The sequence below is a fragment of the Bradyrhizobium sp. 45 genome, from assembly GCF_023073155.1.
Taxonomy (GTDB): Bacteria; Pseudomonadota; Alphaproteobacteria; order Rhizobiales; family Xanthobacteraceae; genus Bradyrhizobium; species Bradyrhizobium canariense_D.
The window spans coordinates 1-18860 of the sequence record NZ_JADPIX010000105.1 but is presented as its reverse complement, the minus strand read 5'-3'; the positions used below and the strand labels follow the sequence as shown (position 1 = coordinate 18860).

14 protein-coding genes and 4 pseudogenes are annotated in these 18860 nt (G+C 56.8%); 10 read left to right on the top strand and 8 right to left on the bottom strand.

The genetic code is table 11. The features are described from left to right. Together IVB42_RS17480 and IVB42_RS17475 are read left to right on the top strand one after the other, a co-directional pair. Nucleotides 1-307 (top strand): annotated as a pseudogene (locus IVB42_RS17480) (hypothetical protein); the annotation flags it as partial. 154 nt (nt 308-461) lie between these two features. Further along, nucleotides 462-950 carry a hypothetical protein gene (locus IVB42_RS17475; protein WP_157642934.1) on the top strand — a complete coding sequence of 163 codons (489 nt, stop codon included), beginning with the start codon at nt 462-464 and terminating at the stop codon, nt 948-950. Nucleotides 951-1015: 65 nt separating this feature from the next. Here IVB42_RS17475 and IVB42_RS17470 read toward each other — a convergent pair whose 3' ends face one another. Next, complete coding sequence (locus IVB42_RS17470) at nt 1016-1225, bottom strand: hypothetical protein (protein ID WP_157642935.1); 210 nt, start codon at nt 1223-1225, stop codon at nt 1016-1018. A 1250-nt stretch (nt 1226-2475) separates the two neighbouring features. Between IVB42_RS17470 and IVB42_RS17465 the strand changes: the two genes are divergently transcribed. Further along, nucleotides 2476-2709, top strand: a complete 234-nt coding sequence (locus IVB42_RS17465; RefSeq protein WP_247285856.1) for a hypothetical protein — start codon at nt 2476-2478, stop codon at nt 2707-2709. 83 nt (nt 2710-2792) lie between these two features. Then, nucleotides 2793-3265: pseudogene (locus IVB42_RS17460) on the top strand (transposase); the annotation flags it as partial. A 603-nt stretch (nt 3266-3868) separates the two neighbouring features. On the opposite strand, the gene IVB42_RS17455 reads toward IVB42_RS17460, so the two are convergent. From IVB42_RS17455 to IVB42_RS17435, 5 genes are all read right to left on the bottom strand, one after another. Then, nucleotides 3869-4978, bottom strand: coding sequence for a histidinol-phosphate transaminase (locus tag IVB42_RS17455; protein WP_247363836.1), 1110 nt, complete (start codon nt 4976-4978; stop codon nt 3869-3871). Between the two features lie 233 nt (nt 4979-5211). Then, the gene (locus IVB42_RS17450) at nt 5212-5817 is read right to left on the bottom strand and encodes a CDP-alcohol phosphatidyltransferase family protein (RefSeq protein WP_247363834.1); all 606 of its coding nucleotides are present in this window, start codon (nt 5815-5817) and stop codon (nt 5212-5214) included. 7 nt (nt 5818-5824) lie between these two features. After that, nucleotides 5825-6625: a phosphocholine cytidylyltransferase family protein gene (locus IVB42_RS17445; RefSeq protein ID WP_247336995.1), complete on the bottom strand. Its 801-nt coding sequence runs from the start codon at nt 6623-6625 to the stop codon at nt 5825-5827. Between the two features lie 362 nt (nt 6626-6987). Continuing rightward, complete coding sequence (aepX, locus tag IVB42_RS17440) at nt 6988-7860, bottom strand: phosphoenolpyruvate mutase (protein ID WP_018455418.1); 873 nt, start codon at nt 7858-7860, stop codon at nt 6988-6990. A 640-nt stretch (nt 7861-8500) separates the two neighbouring features. Beyond that, nucleotides 8501-8737, bottom strand: a complete 237-nt coding sequence (locus IVB42_RS17435; protein WP_018455420.1) for a hypothetical protein — start codon at nt 8735-8737, stop codon at nt 8501-8503. An 814-nt stretch (nt 8738-9551) separates the two neighbouring features. Here IVB42_RS17435 and IVB42_RS17430 point away from each other — a divergent pair. The 3 genes and pseudogenes from IVB42_RS17430 to IVB42_RS42285 all read left to right on the top strand — a co-directional run. Beyond that, complete coding sequence (locus IVB42_RS17430; RefSeq protein WP_247470658.1) at nt 9552-10415, top strand: hypothetical protein; 864 nt, start codon at nt 9552-9554, stop codon at nt 10413-10415. An 898-nt stretch (nt 10416-11313) separates the two neighbouring features. Further along, on the top strand, nt 11314-12057 hold the full coding sequence (locus IVB42_RS17425) for a LuxR family transcriptional regulator (protein WP_247385650.1): 744 nt from the start codon (nt 11314-11316) through the stop codon (nt 12055-12057). Nucleotides 12058-12078: 21 nt separating this feature from the next. Then, nucleotides 12079-12689, top strand: a pseudogene (locus tag IVB42_RS42285) (nitrogen fixation protein FixA); the annotation flags it as partial. Nucleotides 12690-13073: 384 nt separating this feature from the next. Here the strand turns inward: IVB42_RS42285 and IVB42_RS17420 are convergent. Next, a complete protein-coding gene (locus IVB42_RS17420; RefSeq protein WP_247470655.1) occupies nt 13074-13754 on the bottom strand; it encodes an HAD hydrolase-like protein in 681 nt (226 codons plus the stop codon). A 7-nt stretch (nt 13755-13761) separates the two neighbouring features. Continuing rightward, complete coding sequence (locus tag IVB42_RS17415; protein ID WP_247337000.1) at nt 13762-14286, bottom strand: hypothetical protein; 525 nt, start codon at nt 14284-14286, stop codon at nt 13762-13764. 726 nt (nt 14287-15012) lie between these two features. On the opposite strand from IVB42_RS17415, the gene IVB42_RS17410 reads away from it, so the two are divergent. The 3 genes and pseudogenes from IVB42_RS17410 (at nt 15013) to IVB42_RS17400 (ending at nt 18537) form a co-directional block, all read left to right on the top strand. Then, nucleotides 15013-15243: a hypothetical protein gene (locus IVB42_RS17410; protein ID WP_157642938.1), complete on the top strand. Its 231-nt coding sequence runs from the start codon at nt 15013-15015 to the stop codon at nt 15241-15243. 1567 nt (nt 15244-16810) lie between these two features. After that, nucleotides 16811-17253 (top strand): annotated as a pseudogene (gene queF, locus IVB42_RS17405) (preQ(1) synthase); the annotation flags it as partial. A 471-nt stretch (nt 17254-17724) separates the two neighbouring features. Continuing rightward, nucleotides 17725-18537, top strand: coding sequence for an arylamine N-acetyltransferase (locus IVB42_RS17400; protein ID WP_247298742.1), 813 nt, complete (start codon nt 17725-17727; stop codon nt 18535-18537). Nucleotides 18538-18860 lie beyond the last annotated feature (323 nt).

Sequence of the window (18860 nt, the reverse complement as noted above, 5' to 3'; positions counted from 1 at the left end):
CCTGTTCACAAAGCTGTCGAGCTACGGCGTTCCAGTCGCCATCAATGAGATGAACGGCGCCGAGATCTACGACTCAACGTTCGTCAACACCTCGACGTCTGCGTCGATGTCGGCCTGCAACTCAAACCTGGATGCGATGCTGGCGAAATTCTCTCAGTATTCGTTCATCGAGTGGATCGATCTCTACGAGCTGATCGACGAGCCGGACAAGACTGGTCCCGAAGGTCGGTTCGGGCTGATGTTCAATCTGTCGACCTCGAAGCCGCTCATGTCGACGGTTGACAAGTATACGGGTGGACCCCAATAACAGCGGCGCTATTCCGGTGCAGATTTTCGGCTAGACTCCCTTCAGGGGTGAGCACATAGGGACTATCAACCTGTGGCATTTCTGCTAATGTTGTGGTCTAAAGCATTAATTGCAGTTCATTTTGGGAAACTCGCTCCTACGCCGGGAGGGTCCAGTGCCTGATGAACACGACTCCACTTTGCGCGATGCGCATTGGAAAATGTACTCAGAGAATTCGATCCAAGCGCGTCATCACGAGACGCAACGAGCGGCGGTAGCATCTACATTCATAGGCATTTCGGGCGCAGTCATCGCCTTCATGACTTCGGACAAGACGCTGAGTCCTTTGGACCTGCCGCCTGCACTGCTACTCGTTCTGCTCGGCATGTTCGGAGCAGTGTTTTCCGCGAAGCAATACGAGCGGATACAGCTACACACGCGGCGCGCACGGGGCTATCGTGATGCCTATGATGCGCTGCTTCCAGGGTCACCTCTGAGAAGCATCAGACGGATCGCGGATGATGACAACACGCGAGAATTTCCGAAACTGAGTGTTCTACGTCTGAATCAGTTTTGGATTGCGATGAACCTTGCGATCTCTGGACTTGGCGTTTGTCTCGTGATTGTGGCGCTATTCTTCCCGATTCGGGTCATAGCCCCGTAATGGCGTTCGTAGGTCGCCTTCTCGACGGTTGCCTTCACTCCCTTCAAGGGAAGGGAGGGGAGTGCTCAATGTACTCCGCTGGCCGTACCTTTCGAGATGGCGCGCGTCAAAGCCTCGAGGCGGGCTGCGATGCCGCTCATCCGGCGGGCCGCGTGTTGAAGCGCTACTATGTCGGTCGGCCCGGCGCCGGTCGCGAGATTGAGTTCGTTCTGCAGGTGCTGAAATTCCGCCTTGCACCGGTCCAGCTCGGCGAGAAGCATCGCGAATTCGTCCATTGGCGAACGGCCCTTCTGTTGCATGGGCTATGGCCACGATAAGAATAGTCCGACAGGGCTGTCAGGTGTCTTCTCTCGGTGGGTAGTCCACCAGCATTCGATCGATCTCTTGGTCAAGCCAGCGTTTGGAGAGGCTTAGGAGGAAGCCCACCATCCGTCCAGGAATGGCTCCGGCAAAGCCCAATCGACTTGGTTGTCGTTGTCAGGGGGAGCTGATAGCTCCTGCATTCCCCCTTAGTGCCGCGTGGCGACGGAGGCGAACAGACAAAGCGACCCGTTCACCACGTCGAACGCGGCGCGACGGAGGATGTGTCCAGCGTAGTGGAGGCACACCTCGGGCGCTTCGCTCAGCTTCTTCGACCAGATCTCGAAGATCTTCCAACTCTGAGAGCTGAGAAATGAGTTCACCAAGTCGTCGAGCACAAAAGATTGGGCGAGAGCTTCGCATAATGTCCTCCCCAGCACAAAAAGCACTATCAGGACGGCTTCAGAGCAAATAGCGCGAGCGTAAAAGTGAAAACTATCATGGGTAAATATCGGATTTCAATACGTCAGGCAAATTGCCGCAGGGTGGCTGCTTCGGTCAGCGCGGTCCGAGACCATTGAGAGAGCAAACGGACCCCAGCTTCAGGGCGGTGAAGCTGGGGCTGTCTTGAGGCTGCCCCTTGGGAAAGGCACCCACCCGCTGGCAAAGGGCAACAGGAAAACTTTGCAATCGGGAAGTCGTTCCAAGCCGCTTGTCGGCCGCAGAATTCCCGGATGTTGACGCAAGCCGCTCCCTCTGGGCGCCGAGCGGTTGGGCTTGGCGGCATTTACCTTGTTTGAGATTTTGACCCCGGCTGTGCCGTTCTGAATCGAGGCGAGCCAGCAGTCACACGTCAGCCCACCGCTGCTCGTCGATTATCCCAGCGTCTGGGTGTTTTGCCGGAGCGTCGTCGTGAGTTCAGGTTCGATGCCCGACACACGAGCCGCCGTGTCTTCCACGTTCGTGACGAGGGCGAGAGTCCTCCGGAACGGTGCAGGAAGTGCGAGCAGTGCGGCAGGGCTTAAACGCTGCAGCGCTCCAGCTCGCGGTTCTGTTCGGGGGCGTGCAGAACGCGCGCATGCCGCGAGCGTTTGGCGTTACAGCTAGCGCTACAGCATGATGCACCGCAGCGCGCCACGCCCACCACGCAAGGCACCACCAGATGGCTTGCTACGACGACAAACTGGGTGAGAGAAACGATTGCGGGAGACGACGAGGTATCACTGTGAGTAATCGTCACCACCGCCGCGCTGATCTGGCTAAAATCAAACGCAATACACCTGGCGCCTTGCTGACGTATCTGGTCGAGCCCGACGAACCGGCGCTCGATGGCATGCCGCTGCTCAAGGCTGCGGCGGGCCACCGGACCGGCCGGTCTCGAAGATGGTCGTCACTGCATCATCTGCAGTTCATCCTTGTGACCAGTCGGGACATCGGCGATGTTGCTCAGCACGCCTGACATCGCCAAGCCGACCAAGTTGGTACCGCCGGAACATGCCGGGCGTGCTGGGAAGCGTGATCTGCCCGTTGAGGGAGCCGTCCATGGGTGAGGTTAGCACGATTGGTCTGGATTTGGCGAAGTCGCTGTTCCAAGTGCATCGGATCGATGTCACGCGCGCGGTCCTGATGAAGCGGGTAAGTCGGGCAAAGGTGCTGGAGTATTTTTGCCAGCAGCCACGTTGTTTGGTTGGGATCGAAGCATGACCCTCAGCGCATCATTGGGGCCGCGAACTTCAGGCGCTTGGACATACGGTCAGACTGACACCTCCGAGCTATGTGAAGGCCTACCTCAATCGCAGTAAGAACGCTACGAATGATGCGGCTGCGATCTGTGAGGCTGTGACGCGGCCGCCGATGCGTTTTGTCCCGGTCAAGAGACGACGGAGCAGCAGCCGTTTTGATGCTGCACCGGACTCGACAATCGCTGGTGCGCCAGCCTACCAATGTTGAGCAATGCACTGCGCGGGCACCTGGCCGAACTCGGCATCGCGTCGGCCAAGTGGCGCAACGGGACAGCGGAGTTACCAAGGATTATCGATTGTCGGGGCGAGACTACAAGGAGCGGAAGCTGTCGCTCGCGGCCTGAGGCAGGCGGACTACGAGATGGCAACACCAATAGACGAGCGCATGACGACTTAATGCAGATACCTCGTTCCGAGAATCGGGAGAACCCGCTTTCAGACGGTCAACGCCCGGTGGGCGAGGTAGAACATCGCGAAGGTGGAAATGATGAGGCTTGTTCGGGAGAACGACGCTCGCACTTGGACAGCAGACTCAGTGTGCGTGGCTTGAGGATGGGCATGTGACCCGATGGGGCAATTTTCGCGCCTTATTAGTCGAACATGGCGGACTTCCGTCCGCCAGCGCGGACGCGCTCTTGTGTCACATACCAGATTAGGTCAGCATGAAGAGTGCTGTACATAGCCGATCCGCGCTGGAAGATTGTGGTCGCCGACGGCGCGAAGAGAACCGCGATGTGGTTGCCGCGGGGCCTTGATCTGCTTTGATTCCGCTCGACCGAGTAATGGAGTGTTCTGCGATTGCAGCTCTGGCCCCCAACTAAAGTTTCTTTCCTTCTGGATCAGCCATGAGAAGGCTTAGTACCGGCGTCGGTTGCGCTAATCAGAGATGTCTTTCAGTGCTTCCACCAAAAGCCTATTGTCGTCTTCAGTGCGGCTTGCGATGCGCAAGAATCGTTTACCATTCTGAAGAGTCTTGCCGCCATTGTGCCTGATCAATATCCGTCTATCTTTTAAAAGTGTTTGGGCGATCACGTCCCCATCCGGCCAATGGGGCGGGAGTTCGCAGAACACGAAATTTGCGTCGGGCTTCAGAACTCTCATTCCGTCGATGCTGCGCAGGTCTGCGTATAGTTTGTCCCTGTCGCTGCCCACCCTCACCCAACTCTGCTTTGCAGCGTGCGCCAGGTGAGGAAGCTTGCTTAGAAAAAACTCAGCAAACGTATTAACATTCCACGTGGGGAGGGCGGCTCTAATTTCGTCCATCGTCTGTACATTTGCTGATGCCGCATACCCGACCCGTAAACCGCATGTCCCGTAAATCTTTCCAAGGCTTTTGAGAACGATCACGTTCGGAAATTCCAGCAGATGATTTTCCAGGCTTGCACTTCGCCCGAGCTCACTAAACTCGATAAATGACTCATCGATCAGTAGGAGTTGCTGTTGAGCTCGAAGCGCGGAAGCCAGATATAGTAAATCCGCATAGGGAACCATCCGCGAGGTGGGATTATTCGGCGATATCACGACTGCGGCGTCGACACCATTTGCACGCGCAAATGCTGCATAGCGGTGCACATCGAGTTCAAAATCTGGCGGTGACAGGAAAAAGCGTGACAACCGCCCGAGCAAGGCGGTGGTTTCATAGGGATTGAAGGTTGGGACCGGGACAGCAATCCGCATACCCAGTCGGCCAAGGAGGATGGGAATCAGTTCAGCCACGCCATTGCAAATGACAAGATTATTAACCGGCGTCTTTACCGCATCCGCAAGAAGCTGGACCAGCTGCGCATTAGGAGAGGGATAGCAAGTAATAAGCCGCGGTAGAGCGTTCTTAAGTTCGTCAAGGAACGCCTGCGGCGGAAAATATGGATTTACCAGAAGGACGAAGTCCTTGATGTCATATTTCCAATAGCCGCCGGGGAATCGGTTGACCAGGTCAGAAACCTCGTCCGGCCTAAGGGATACGGCGATTTGTGCTGCGGTATTCATGAGTGCGACTAGCTCAACGTTTCAGGGCAAACGAAAATCGTAGGATGGTCGCGATCTCCCGACAAGCTCCCGGCGAACAAGCCTCGAGCAGTGCCGATCCGTGCGGAGATGTTCTCGGCAACAAGTCTGGTGCACGCCGGGGTTGGCGAGACTACACGTCATCATGTGACCTGCATGGAGTGAAGCCTGCAAGCCCAAGAAGGCCAGTCGCTGGATCATACTTCCATCCGCAATCAAAAGGAGCGACTGGCTAAAAGCACCGATGACGCGACGGCGAAGATGCTTATTGCCGTATACATTGTTGCGCTGAGTGGTGGCACGCGAAGAGGCGCGACATGCGCTATAGCGAGCAGCAAGAAGGCAATGTTCACGAAATCCGGAAATGCTTCAGCAGGAATAAGAGGCTTAAAAAGAAATAGAAGCGCCAGGAGCGGCACGTCGTATGATAAGGGGATGCCCAAGAACCGTCCATCACGCGACCTGCCAAAGTTCGCAAAGTAGCTAAGCCTTATTGCTCCCGTCACCAGTAGAGCGGTTGCGGTCGCAAACGCGACTTGTGAAGCTTGGCTGACTTGTACCACAACTGCCGCAGGCACAACGGCTCCATAGATGATATCTGCAAAGCCGTCGAGGCTCGCTCCCATTTTTGCGACATCTGGATCTCGACCTTTCGTGCGACCTGCCACAAACCCGTCCAGGTGGTCCGATAGAACAGCCCAAAGCGCCGCTGCCACAGATAGCTCCAGGCGGTCAGAGAGAGCTAAAAACAGGCTGGCGGAGGAAAAGAGAAGACCTGTGATCGTTATCGCGTTCGCTGGATCCCAAAGGTATTTCAGCATTGAACTCTCACCTCGTTTGCAAATGACGTCTCGCCGCGTAGGCATTCGTTCGGTCCTTGAAAATGCGCTCGGCAATCTCCAAATCGTCAGCATTATCAATTTCGTACCAGCTGAGGCCGTCGCATTGCGCCGCGGCGAGCTGTAGGCCTCGCCTCGCTATCAGATAACCCAAAAGTTCTTCGGTGTAGGTCTGCCTAGCTCCAGCGGTGATGATATCGTCCAGTGTCGGAACGATCGTTGCCTTGAGTGTCGGCGCTGAAAGCCGTAGGAGGTTCATCGTCTTGAAAAGCTTTGGGCCATCCGCAACAAGATTTGCCGCGGTTTGCTTCAATCGAAAGCCTGAGATGAAGCCGTTCTGCGACAACAGGACGGCCGACCCTTCCATTGAATCATCGAAGGGAACGACTGCAGCTACGTCGGTCCCGCGGCAGACTATCAAGTGTCGCAGCGCATCCTCTTCGAAAAAGACGTCGCCCTCGAGAAGAAAGCAGTCTCCGGAGAGAAGAGCGTCGCGCGCCAGCCACAAAGAATAGGCGCTTCCGGTCCGGTCGAAGACGGTCGACTCGACATATTTGATTTTGAGTTCGCCAAAGTTGCTACCGCAGGCATATTGAATGGCGTCTTTGCGGTAACCCACCACGATCGTCACCTCTTCCACGCCAACAGATTCCAGATTGTGTAGAGCGTTGTGAAGAATCGAAGTGCCGTTGACCTCGACCAGCGACTTCGGCCGCAGATCTGTCAGAGGACGCAGGCGGGAGCCGCAGCCAGCGGCGAGAATGATGGCGTTCTTGGGAGCATCGGTCACAGTTTAGTTCCTTTTTCGTCGCGCCTCTAAGGTGAAACACCGACGGACTTCTTGCGCCAGCTTTAGCGTGCTGAAGCGAGATCAGGTCTGCCGGAGCCATCTGAAAATGGAGCCCAAGCGTTAAGACAGACAAATGGTTCTCGTCGGTCCTTTCACCAGAGAGAAGGGAGGCGGTGGATCCGGTGCCTCGAGCTGCCGAGATGGCAAAGTGCGCATTTCGGTTGAGTGAGGCGGGCTACGCTATCTCAGGACATCTCAGTGCAATGGTTAGGCATTTGAGATTGCAGTCGAACTTGGCCAGCTAGGAGGAAGTCCAGGACAGTAGGTGGACAACGAAAATGCGCTCCTGTGTCGACGAAACCCTATTTGCGCAGTTCAGCGTCGGGACGCAAATATCGCGTTTCCGCACGGGCGAGTTCGTCGTACTTGAACAGTTCGAAGACTTCCTCGAGAGTAGCGATGTGCGGCTCAATGCTCGCGGTGCTTTCCTCAGCGATGATGCGACCGCAGACTTGACGCATTGCCGCTATTGCCGCTCGCATAGACTGGTTGGCCCAGATCACCGTAGAGATGCTGGCTTCTCGGTATACAGAAATCGGTGTTCGATAGTATTTCGTCGGAACGATCACGACCGGCAGTCTGTTCTGCCAAGCGCGCGCGAACGAAAGGACTTCGTCCGCGGTGCTCCTTCGCGAATGAATGAGGATCGCATCGGCTCCCGCGTCGGCGTAGGCGTGAGCGCGCGAAAGTGCTTCGTCCATCTCATGCCCAGCAATCAACGCCTCGGTCCTTGCCACCAAGATCAAGTCGTCCGCGACTGTATCCTTCACTGCCCGGAGGCGGCCAGAGAATTCGTCGATATCGGCGAGGGGGTGCCGATGCCCAACAAACGAGTTCATCTTCGGAAAGCAACTGTCCTCGAGCGCCACGCCGGCTGCTCCACGCTGACGGAGGCTGCGTGTCACGAGGCGCGCGTTGTTGAAATTCCCGAAGCCGCCATCTCCGTCAACGAGCACAGGCAGTCCGCTCGAGTCCACGATCCGCTCGACTACATCTACGAGTTGGCTCCACGACGCTTCGTTGGCATCGCGGTAGCCCAGGGAGCAGGCAATTGACAGGCCGGACGCCCAGAGGCCTTTGAACCCCGCGCGCTCAGCGATTGCGGCGGAGAGACCATCATGCGCTTCCATGAGGAACGATAGCTCGCTGCGGCAACAGATTTCGGCCCGCAGCATTTCAGCAGGTGAGGAACCAGCGGAGTGATCGGGCCCGTTGGCGCGAACAGATGCTAATCGGTCTTGCATGCCAATTCCTTGTGATGACGGGCCTAACGTGTAGACCGGCCGATTTCATCAATCGATAGGTGACCTGCTTCCGTCATCTAGATCAATTGCGAGGGTTGGTAGTTGACCGCGCCCGCAAACCTGCTCCGTGTGGGAGTGCTCAAGAGCCATCTTCCGCGTGGTCAATCGCTACATCGGCAACTTGCAGCCCATGCCGGGCGTCTTCCCTAACTATCCCGCGCCTGTGATCCGCAATCAATCGAAGCCTAGGACTGAGACGCGCGCTTAACTTTCACGCACGCTTCGTTTGTCTGTAGGGCGCCGCGGTCTTGCCTGTCCTGCCACGTGCGAGGCTCGGCTTGTGGCGGCTTCAAACACACCGCAATACGTCCGTCGAGTTGCCATAGCTCGATGTCGATGGCATCAACTAGCTGCTGAGCACGTTCCCGTGCTTTTTGCTCGTCGGCACACTGCAAATTGGCCGCGCTTATAACGTGGCGGTCGTGATCCAAAAGGTAAGCTCGGTAGTGCGCCATCCCCTCCCCAAGGAATTGAGCGGGCCCAGACCCTCGCTGGCTTGATCATCGGACCATCACCTCAATCCCTCAATGAGCGTTCTCCGGCCGAGCGCATCGTTCGCCGTCAGAAGCGAACCGCCAAGCATTGCCAAGTAGTTTGGCAACTCGCAATCGGGAAGCGCGTTCATATTGCGCACAAACGAGGCGACCGAGTTCCTAAGATCAGCTCGGTCGAGATGATCGAAAGCCCGCTGCTTGCACCGCTCGACATATTTGTCGCGCGTCATTTCAATTAATAGGAAATGTTCCATTTCGTCTCCCCAACCGATGACTGCTTCCAATAGTGAAGTTGGAGCCGAGCGGATTTGGCCCGTCTGTCCGAGGGGCGACAAACGGCTGCGCTTTTGTTCCGTGGGAATTAGGACAGAGACACACATCGCGACCGCACTGTCGGCGCCGGGCGGAGTCCAACCCAGATACCGGGTCCGACGGCGCAGGTTTTCTGACGCGCGAGAGCTATCAATCGCTGCGCCTCCTGGTTTGACCATTCGCGTGGCCTTCGATATAGCCGGGGCTCGATCGCCATATCACCTCAGTAAGGAAGAAGGCACGCAACCTCGGCTTGCTGCTCCAGAAGCAGGCCGACCCCTCGCAACTCCATGCGAAGTGAAATCATTCAATGTTGGGCATCGCGCGCCATCGCCACCTGCGTCGATATTCGTTAGGTAGAATGGCGTAGGCCGCTCCAAATGCAGTTCGAGAATCTCCTTGGCAGCCGCGGGGCGCCATGCCGCGAACGATGTCGTCAGGGCTGAACGCCTGGATCGGGTCAAAAGGGGCGATCAAAGGCGTTGGGAGGTCAAGTCCGGTTTACCCGTCATAGCTGATGGTCCCAGCTTGGCTCAAGCTCCTTCACATCCGAGCGAAGCTCCTGCGGCGGCCACCAAATCGGCCAGAATTCCTTCAGTCGGCTCTCTGCTTTGACGCACGCCGGGAAGCCGCCGCGACCCCCAGTTCGCCTGCCGCGCAAGCAAAGGGAGCGGTTTGCAAAGAAAGCGATGGGATGCCGCAGCCTACACTACACGCGGACTATAAAACGTTGACCGTCCCCATGAGCTTCTGTTGATGATCGCGAGTTTCAAACCGTTTGATGAGTTCCGTCTCGAAATTGCCCACCAAAACGAGGGGGCGACAGCATACTTCGTGTGGAGCAAGTGTGCTTTGCGAGCGCCGTCTGCCAGGCTGCTCACAGAGAAGGACAGTCGGATGATTGCGCCGATTCGACGGAACTGGAATCCAAAAGACATTTTCGATGAGTTGACGCCGGCCATGTTCACGGCCGGACCATCGATTGTGCGCGCACGTCGGGACAAGTTGTGGCCAGAGTTGTATACTGAATACGACGCGAGGCACTTAAAACAAGAAGTGTTCAACCGAAATCTGATCGCCACCAACGAAGCTGAGGCGTTTATTAGTGCCTGGGCCGCGGATGAAGAGCGTCACACCGATAGTTTCATCCGGATCATGGAGCTTGTCGCTGGTGAATCCGAAAAAGATCTTCGAGACAGATTGGAGGCTCGATCGCATAGTTTTTCTGCAATCAATGAATACTTGAAGGACGAATTCTCTCTGATCGTTATGATCGCATTTGATGAGATGTGTACTTGCCGCGCCTATGCTGCGGATAGAGAGTTCTATGCCGGACTTGGCAGCAGCTTCCTTCGTTGCCTGAGAGAGGTGGTTGCCGACGAGGCAGTTCACTCGATGAACGCTGTTAATGTTCTCCGTGCCCGTTACTGCGAGCGCATTCCCGAAATCGGCGAGATTCTCGACAGCCTAATCCGCAGCGTGGGCGATCATCCGGACTATACAGGTACCTTCGTACTGGATTACTTCGGCGAGAATTACACGAAGCAGATGTTTGTCAACTGCCGCGCCGCTGTCCTGAGAAACGTCGGTAAGCCGCTAACAGCGGCAGTGACAAGTTGAAGCGTCGGCGCGCAACTAGACAGACGAGCGCTCATCTCCCGTCAGTGCCTCAGAAGTGCATGTGTTGGTCGGCCAGAGCGGATTCGGCTCACAGAGGATTCAGACAGCCTGCATGCGCTGTCCTTGAACGTTTTCGCTCGTTTTCAGTTTATTGGCAAGCGACACGCAATAATGAGCGATTCAGCGGTGCCTTGCACAAGGGGCACCGGTCACACGTCAAGAGAAAAAGCCAATCAGGCAATCATCACGAACAATTAAGCCAAATGCCTGTCGGCTTTCCTCCTGTTGTCGCGAATTCTTCAACGCACGCGCCCGAGGCAGCTATCGCAATTCTCTCAAGTCATTGTCGTTAAACCCGATTTTTTGGAGCGGTGCAACTGGTACGACCCTTGCTGTTCTCATCCCTAGGTTCTCTCCCTTCCCGAGATGCGTATGCAAAGTGCCCTCTGCACCAAGCAGAATTTCCGACCGCCGGCATATCGGGGTATCCCCCCGACGAACATCGTCTTGCACGACGAGGGCCGGTCGCGGTCAACCCTTAAGAATTGTTCGCGTCGGAGGCGTGCGACTAAGCCACCCAGACGCCGCGCATTGTTCATGCAAGGAGCCAAAGTTGCGCGACGAGTCTGTTGGGCTGCTCATCGACCCGGCTCTCGTCGGTGCCGGCGCGGTGAAGATCAGTTGGGGGCTGACGATGCAGATCCGTAGATCGTGCACGACCTTGGCCCATTTCTTTTCATGCTCGCCGGCAAGCCGAACATCCGCGGTGACACCGGGCTCGTTGAGCTCGGGACCGCGGAGCGGCTCGGCGACGGATTGGAACTTGCCTCCGCTTAAAACAAGCTCAATCGAGCGGCGCAATACCGACCTCTTGGGTCAGCCCGCTGAGGCGCCCAAAATGGATCTTTTCAGCTTCACCGAATGCGCGACGCGAACGCAATCGCTCCGATCGCTTTTCGAGCTTCTTGTGAGCTGTGCCAGCGACGAAGGCTTCAGCGAAGTCTCTTACGGAGCGCTCAATTTCGCGGAGCCACTTCGCCTACCGGAGTATCCGCCGCCCGCCGTGGCCGTTAAGTGGCCGCCCGAGTGGTGTGAACGATATTTTGAGCGAAAGTACCACAAAATCGATCCGGTGGTCCGGCGGACACCGACGCTTTCGCGGCCGTTTCTGTGGGATCAACTCGCCGAGCAATATCAACTACAGCCCGACGAAAGGCGCGTACTTGACGAGGCCAGAGAGGCCGGTCTCAAGCACGGCATGAGTGTACCATTGTTTGGGCCATTGGGTCGATTATCGGTCGTATCGTTTGCATCTCGGTTCGACGATGCCGATCCGCAACATTCCAAAGGCCATCTGAACGCACTAGCCTGGCACTTTCACACCGCTTGTGTGGAGATCACACGTCCGGCGGAAGATAACTGCAATATGAGAGTTGCGCTATCACAGCGGGAATTAGATTGTCTAGGGTGGGTGGCAGAGGGCAAATCGTCATGGGAAATCGGGAGGATATTACAAATCAGCGAGAATACGGTGAACTTTCATCTTAAGAACGCGATGCGAAAGCTGGGCGCGACCAGCCGGATCCAAGCCGTCATTGTGGCGATCCGCCTCAATCTTATTTTTGATGTCCATGCTGCGTGAGCATCTTGATGGACGACGATTGTACCCAAGGCGCTGACATTCGGCGCCGATCGAGCCGTTCTGCTCATTGACCGGCGCTTCGCTGGTTCTGATACTCTGGTGATAACTGGCAGCCGCCATCCGAAAAGTTCGTAAGGAGCTTGGACCGCCGACTTCATCTTTACCGGCAAGCAAACCATCGACGGGACACCGCCCAGGTGGGACCCGGATTGCGAAGCGGCTTGGGATGCTACGGCTGACCTACGTCGGCAAGATCAGAGCACTAGACCTAACCGTGCGCACAATCCAAACGGAACGACGTGCCGAAGGCGGTGTCCAGGTTCTGCTTACCAGCCCGTATCTCATTACGATTCTCGAGGCCACCACCAGATTCGCCGCGGCGCCATGGCCGGATGCGCTACGAGCCGCCCGCGCGCCAATCTTGAAATGGAACGCACAGGACGCGGGTCTCGAGGACCATTCCAAATGTGGTCTCGCCGACCGTGATCAGGTGAGTCTTCGCTCCCTCGGCGCGCGCTGACAAAGCGGTGCTGGTGGAGGCTTCCGAGCAGCCGCCGCAAGCTTTGATCCACGCGATCTTCAAGCACCAGCCAAAGCTTGAAGCGGAAGTTGCCGCACCGGTCCGCGAGTAATCTGGGCAGCTTTGTGGGCGCTATCAGGCATGCGCGTCGCTGCACAATTTCGAGGCTCTAACGCTCCTGGATAAGAACTCGACGGCAGCGCCGCGGCAAGCGCGCTCCCGACAAGAGGAAATTTCTCGGCGCGGGTCTTACGTCTTCAACACCGGCCCGTCTGGAAGGACCTCGACGTAGGGAATGGGTGTTGAGTCGGACTGCCTCAGGTTGCAGATTGACAAACTCGAACGGCGAAGTCCCCTATCGGCCAATACTAATTAGGCGCGCACCTTCGTTTGGGCCTCGTCCGTCCAGAGCCGATGCTTCGGCCATCAGTGTGAAGGCTTCGCTGGAGAACAGGAAGACATGGACGGTAGAGGTTTTCAGTCATGCTCTGCGTCGTTATGAGTTCTGAAAAACGCCACGCTCCTGCAGAATGGGCAGCAGCTTATGATGGTCCTCGATGAGATAATCCGGCTGCGCCGCTCGCAGACGCGTCTCGGAAACAAATCCGCCTGTAATGGCTACGCTGATCAGGCCAAGTTCGCGTGCAATATCCGTTTCGACCGGCATGTCCCCGATGATGAACGTTGAGCTGGGGTTCAGATTGTATGCTCGCATATACAGATGAAGCCGCTCTCCTTTGCTTGTGCTTTTATATTGAGTAGCGCGGCTTTCAAAAGCCAGAACCTCCGCGACACAATCGTCGATTCCAAGTCTTCGTAATTGGGTAATAAGGGGATCGACTATATGGTTACTAACAATAATGCTGGGAACCTCTTGTTGACGTGCCGTTTCCAAAATGCAGCGCGCGCCTTCGCGCAGTTCGGCTTTGCTCGCCAGCGGTTCGTAAGTGTCGTGAAAAATAGCGCTGTCATGGCTATCGACCGTTTCGATTTCACTCTCCGACATTCCTAGATTGCGGTAAAAAACCGAAAGTGGAACATCGAAATGATCCCGAAAAGTGTGCATGTCGATGGCAGCTCGGCCGAAGCGGTCCAAAATGGTGTTCGTCGTTTGTAGCAAGGCGTCGGCGTCGTCGAGGAGAGTGCCGTTCCAATCGAATACAAGAGCAGGTTTCATCATGGCCTCATGCTGCAGACGTTTTCGTTGAGGTGAGATCGGCGATCAATCTATTCGAAGTCTCGTCTGCGCGTTTTTGCCCGCCAACGGGGCGGCATCTCGAACGTAAACGCAGAAAGACCGTTTCCCTCATGTCCCCGCGGCAGCAAAGAAAGCAGACTTCAAAGGGCACATCAGCGTTGACCAGAGCCCCGTTCAAACAAACCGTCAAACGACGGCGGGAGGTTTTATGATTGTCAAAGGGCTGGAAGTCGGCGTCACTCTTCTCCCTGTGAGAGGGAGTGCGAACGTGTGCTATAGCTACATGCGGCCTGGAATGCGCGTCCTGCTCAGTGAAATCAACATCTGCTAGTTTGCCTGCTGGCCGGCATGACTTTGTATGTTGAAACCGTTCTTCATGCATAGATGCGGCAACGCCGAACCCCCTCTGTGCACGGTTTTCAAGCTTCGGCACCATGTGCTTGAGCTGATCGGAAACCGGCCTTTGTGAGCGGCTTGAAGGCAACAGAAATGCGCCTGCAGCACCGGACATGCTATGTCTCCTTGACCGACGATTATGGATGTCGCCCGTTGCATGTTGTTGTTTTCCCCCCTGTACGGTTGCAGACATCCGATGTCTGGAACCGACACCGAGCGGAGGTAATCCGTCGACTGGCGCGAAGCACATGGTTTTGCGCCTCAGCAAGCAAGGCTCGTACCAAGTCCTCTTTCGCGGGCAGGAGGCTTCGCCGAGCTTGGCAAGCGAACTGTGTGATTCGAAACAGCCGCCCTGATCCGGCTGCCTGACTTCCGACAGCGCGGCCGCCAAAAGTCAGCTTTGGTGGGCACGGTGCCTGATGGGGCTATCCCGCGGTGCTCCGCCTAGCAGCCGCAGCAAAGAGCGTTACGCGACTGTTGCCGCGGCGGGAATGTCTTGGTCCAATCCTCAAGCGGCCAGTCCGAACCCTACGCTGAAGAACGAAAACGTTCAGTGAACTGGACCCCCACCTGAGGGACCATCGGGCCCTGTTTGCTGATTGAATTCGTGCACGCTCCGATCTCCTTGATGTCACGGAGCGAACAGCGCTGTGCGCCGTTGTTGCAGCTTTCAATGGGTAGACGCTCCGTGACGGCATCGATACGGAAAGTGAAGGCTATTGAAGCGTCACATAAATGAGGGCGTTTGTGAACGAAGCTCGTGCGATTCGGCTAGGCTTCACTGAATGTACTTTCAGGCACATGGCGCAGACGCAAGCGAGGTCGGCAAGGGGACCGGCTCATGTTTTCACGCCGCTATGTCTGTTTTCAGCCGGGTCGTCTTGAAGACGTTAATGTCCGGTCCCCGACATCAGGGCGTAAAATGTTTCCGCGCGCGCTCGCAAAGCGCACGGTGTTGTTCTCTTGCAGCAAGACGAGGAAGGCGGTTTTCGGCACGTTGATTGCAGCGACGGTGAAGGATGCATTTCAAAAACAGCGATCTCTCGCCGTCACCAGTCAAGAGTTCAGATGAAAGCTATCTATTCCATCAAACAACTCCGTCATTCTTCGAACGTTGGAGGCGCTACGCAGCACAATGGATGGCATCGCTCGACTGGCCATACTGCCGACACGGTGGAAGTCTCGAACTCATCCAGGATATAAAGGCCACGCGGCAGGTAATAGCAGATCGGGAGGCGACAAGCGGCCGTTCCGACGCCAGGGGCATCATGTGGACTGCCGAAATGCAGAAGCGCCCGCACATCAACTTGTTCGCGCGAGAGCGAGGCAAAGCGCCCGGCTAGGATGTTTGATGAGCTCAACGCAAGCAACTCGTAAACGCCTGCTCGACGCAGGCGTGTCCTTTGGAATAAACGCCAATGTCGCAGAATACTTGCGGCCCGGTGAGGGTGAGATAGTACAAGCAGAAGTCGAGCAGCACTTGCAGTCTTGCTTGAGGCTTGGTTATCGACACTAGCCGCGACCACAACACGACTGGGACTGCAAAACGGATAGCCAAGATGTACGTGCGCCAGGTGTTCGTCGAGCGCTTTAAACCTAGCCCTGCGGCTACGGAACTTGCCAAACGCGGGCTGCCTGCAAGAGACCTACGCGCTTGGCTCCATCACCGTGAGATCGGCGCGCTCGCACCACTTTGTTCCGGTCATTGGCATTTTCATTGAGGGTTTTCGATGCGCCTCCCGGACCTTTCCACACCGCAACCGACGCTCGTGATCGGCGAGCCGGGTTGCCCCGATCTCGCGGGCCTCACCGCCGGCGCCCGCCGCGCGCTTCTCTCGGCCGCGCTCGGCTCAATGCGGCCCGGCGGCTCGGGAAGGTTCGGCCCCGACAAGCTCCACCGCATGTGGGTCGGCGTGCTGCCTGGTGTCGGTGATCGGTATCAGCAAAGTTGTGCGTGTGGCCAACTTGATCATGGCGCTCCCGCAATCCAAGAGGAAGCGTATTATGTTGGCAGACGAGCTCGAGGCCACATTAATCCGAAGGGGTTGGCCGTCATGGTTACGGCGCGGCACCAGTGCGTGTGGCGAGGCGTTCGCGAGACGGAAACCACTATGGTGACCAGCATCATGCGCCGTGTTTCCGCGACAGCAAAATACTGCGTAGCGAATTTCTGGCGCTCATCAAGGACTAAACCGTGACCTATGTATTACTCAAGACATACGGCCGTGAAATCGGCCTATCTGCTGCGTATTGCCAGCGGCGCCCGCCGTCGCACCGTCGCCTGTTGGGCCAAGATGTCGCCCGTCGACAAGCCTGCCGACGTCGACAAACTACTAACCCTCAACATCGGTGGGGCGACCAAGCCAGCAATATGGATGCAATCGTTGAGCCAAGGCAGCGGAGCTGAGCACTCAGGAGGTGACTGCACGCTTACTGAGCGCGTCATCATTCAAACACGAAGTTTCTCGGCGTGCGGTAACGGGGTTGGAAGGTTCTGCGGCTTCACCCTTGCGACGATCGCGGTGGCTTCTCCGATGTCGTCGTCCACTCGAGAGCAGCGGCAGTGGATCAGGAGGACTTCATCGGCGATGCCCGGCTCGACGGCCGCACTTCCGGCGGCATGCATCAAGGAGTTGCCCGTGCCTACCACCCGGAACTTTACACAGGTCGGCGCCCACGTCGAGACGCCAGGAAGCCCAGATAAGGCGGTCCTCGAAAACGCGCCGCTCAGGCGCGGCGACGGACCGCCCGCCATCGTGCGCTGCACCTGCCCGGAATTCACCTCGGTCTGCCCGTCACCGGTCAGCCGAGTTTCATCGTAATCGACTACGCGCCCGACGAGGCACTGGTGGGCTCCAAATCACTGAAGCAGTTCAGGACTTCGTTCCGCAAACACGGCGCTTTGCATGATGAATGCACAGCGCTAGTCGGCCGACGCATTGCCAGGGCGATCAAACCACTGTGGCTGCGCGTCGGCGGTTACCGGCATCCGCGTGGCGGCATCCCGATCGACGTGTTCTGGCAGACCGGCGCGCCACCGGAGGGCGCCTGGTTGCGCGATACAGGTGTGGCGCCTTATCGCTGCCGTCGGCTGAGCAACCAAAAGAGCGACAGCCGCTCGTTAGTAGCGCAAGAGCTGCAGGTTCGTAACTACGATTCATCAAGGGTGATGTCATGTTGAACGCGGCAGAAACTGCTGGTGTAGCTGAGAGCGATTCCTCAGCTGGTAGCTGTCGCCGTTCTCTACTTAGTGATGGCGGATCGCGGGCGGCGGTGGATCTCGAAACGCGGAGCATTCGCGGCGAGGCGAGACGAGATGATTCGCAAGGCTGGAAGATCGCCGTTGCAAATCGCCGCGGACCGGGAGTCCTACGGGCTGCTCCGGCCGTGCACAAATGGCCCGTTGGCTCGATACTGGCACTGAGGCTTTCGCCGGAAGTGCTGGGGCTGTTTCATTTCTATAGGAGAGATGGCCACCTTCTACGCGTCGCCTGCGAAGTCATCGCGCTTCCGGCGGCTTAATCAAACGAGTCCAGACATCAGAGGACGTGCCATGGCATTTAAGATTGCGACCTATCTCGATCGGATCGGCCTTGCTCAAGTCCCGACAACGGTTGATGGCCTTCTTGCGCTCCAGCAGGCTCAAATGCGAGCGATCCCCTATGAGAACATTGATGTTCTGCTGGGCGATATCCCCGATCTGACTGAGAATTCGATCTGGGCCAAACTTATCGATGCCCGGCGAGGCGGCTATTGCTTCGAATTGAACAAGTTGTTTGGCTTGGCGCTCGAAGAACTCGATTTCACGGTCCGGCCAATTCTTTGCAGGGTGCGCATGGGGGCTTCGGAAGGTGGCCCACGCACACATCATGCATTGATCGTGACCATAGAGGGTTGCGACTGGCTTGCCGATGCCGGCTTTCCCGGTCCGGCACCGATTGCACCGCTACGAATCGATGCGAAGGAGCAGCAAATAGTTGGCGGGGACGTGTTTCGTCTGCGGGCCGACCCGGCCAGTGGAGAGCTCGTGCTTGAACGCAAGAACGAAGATGAATGGTTCGCTCTTTTCGGCATTGACCGAGCCGTCGCCCTGCCACCCGATTTCGAGGGCGCCAACTTCATCTGCGCACGCTGGGATCGTATGCCCTTTCCATCCGTCCTCATGATGAGTGTGCTGACATCGGAGGGACGTGCAACCTTGCTTAACAAGAAGCTCAGATTGACTCGCAGCCAATTTAGGGAAACACAAACACTGGAAACGAAGATCGAACTGCAGCAGGTCTTGGCCAATGTCTTCGGGCTCCGACTGACTCAGTGCACCGTTGATTCGTTATGGGAAAAGCTTGGGTCACGTGGACTTGTATAGGAAAGAAAGTAAAGCATTCCCAGCGCGACGATAGCCTGTCGTCCGTGAACAAGGTTCTAAGCGATTGAGCAGGAGTCTCTTTTTCGGATTCGAGGCGGTTTGAGATTGCAGGGAATGGGAGGTTGAAGCCGCCAAACCCTGCAATTTCGCTTTTGGATTCCCTTTCCCTGCGGACCATGATTCTGTGGTGCATCGGAGGGAACGATGCGGCCGAAGAAGCACAAGACGACGGGATCGAACGATCTGTTCCGGGCGCGGCTGGACCAGATCATCAATCTGAAGCACGAGTTGGTTCTGCTTGCCGGCAAGATCGATTGGGACTG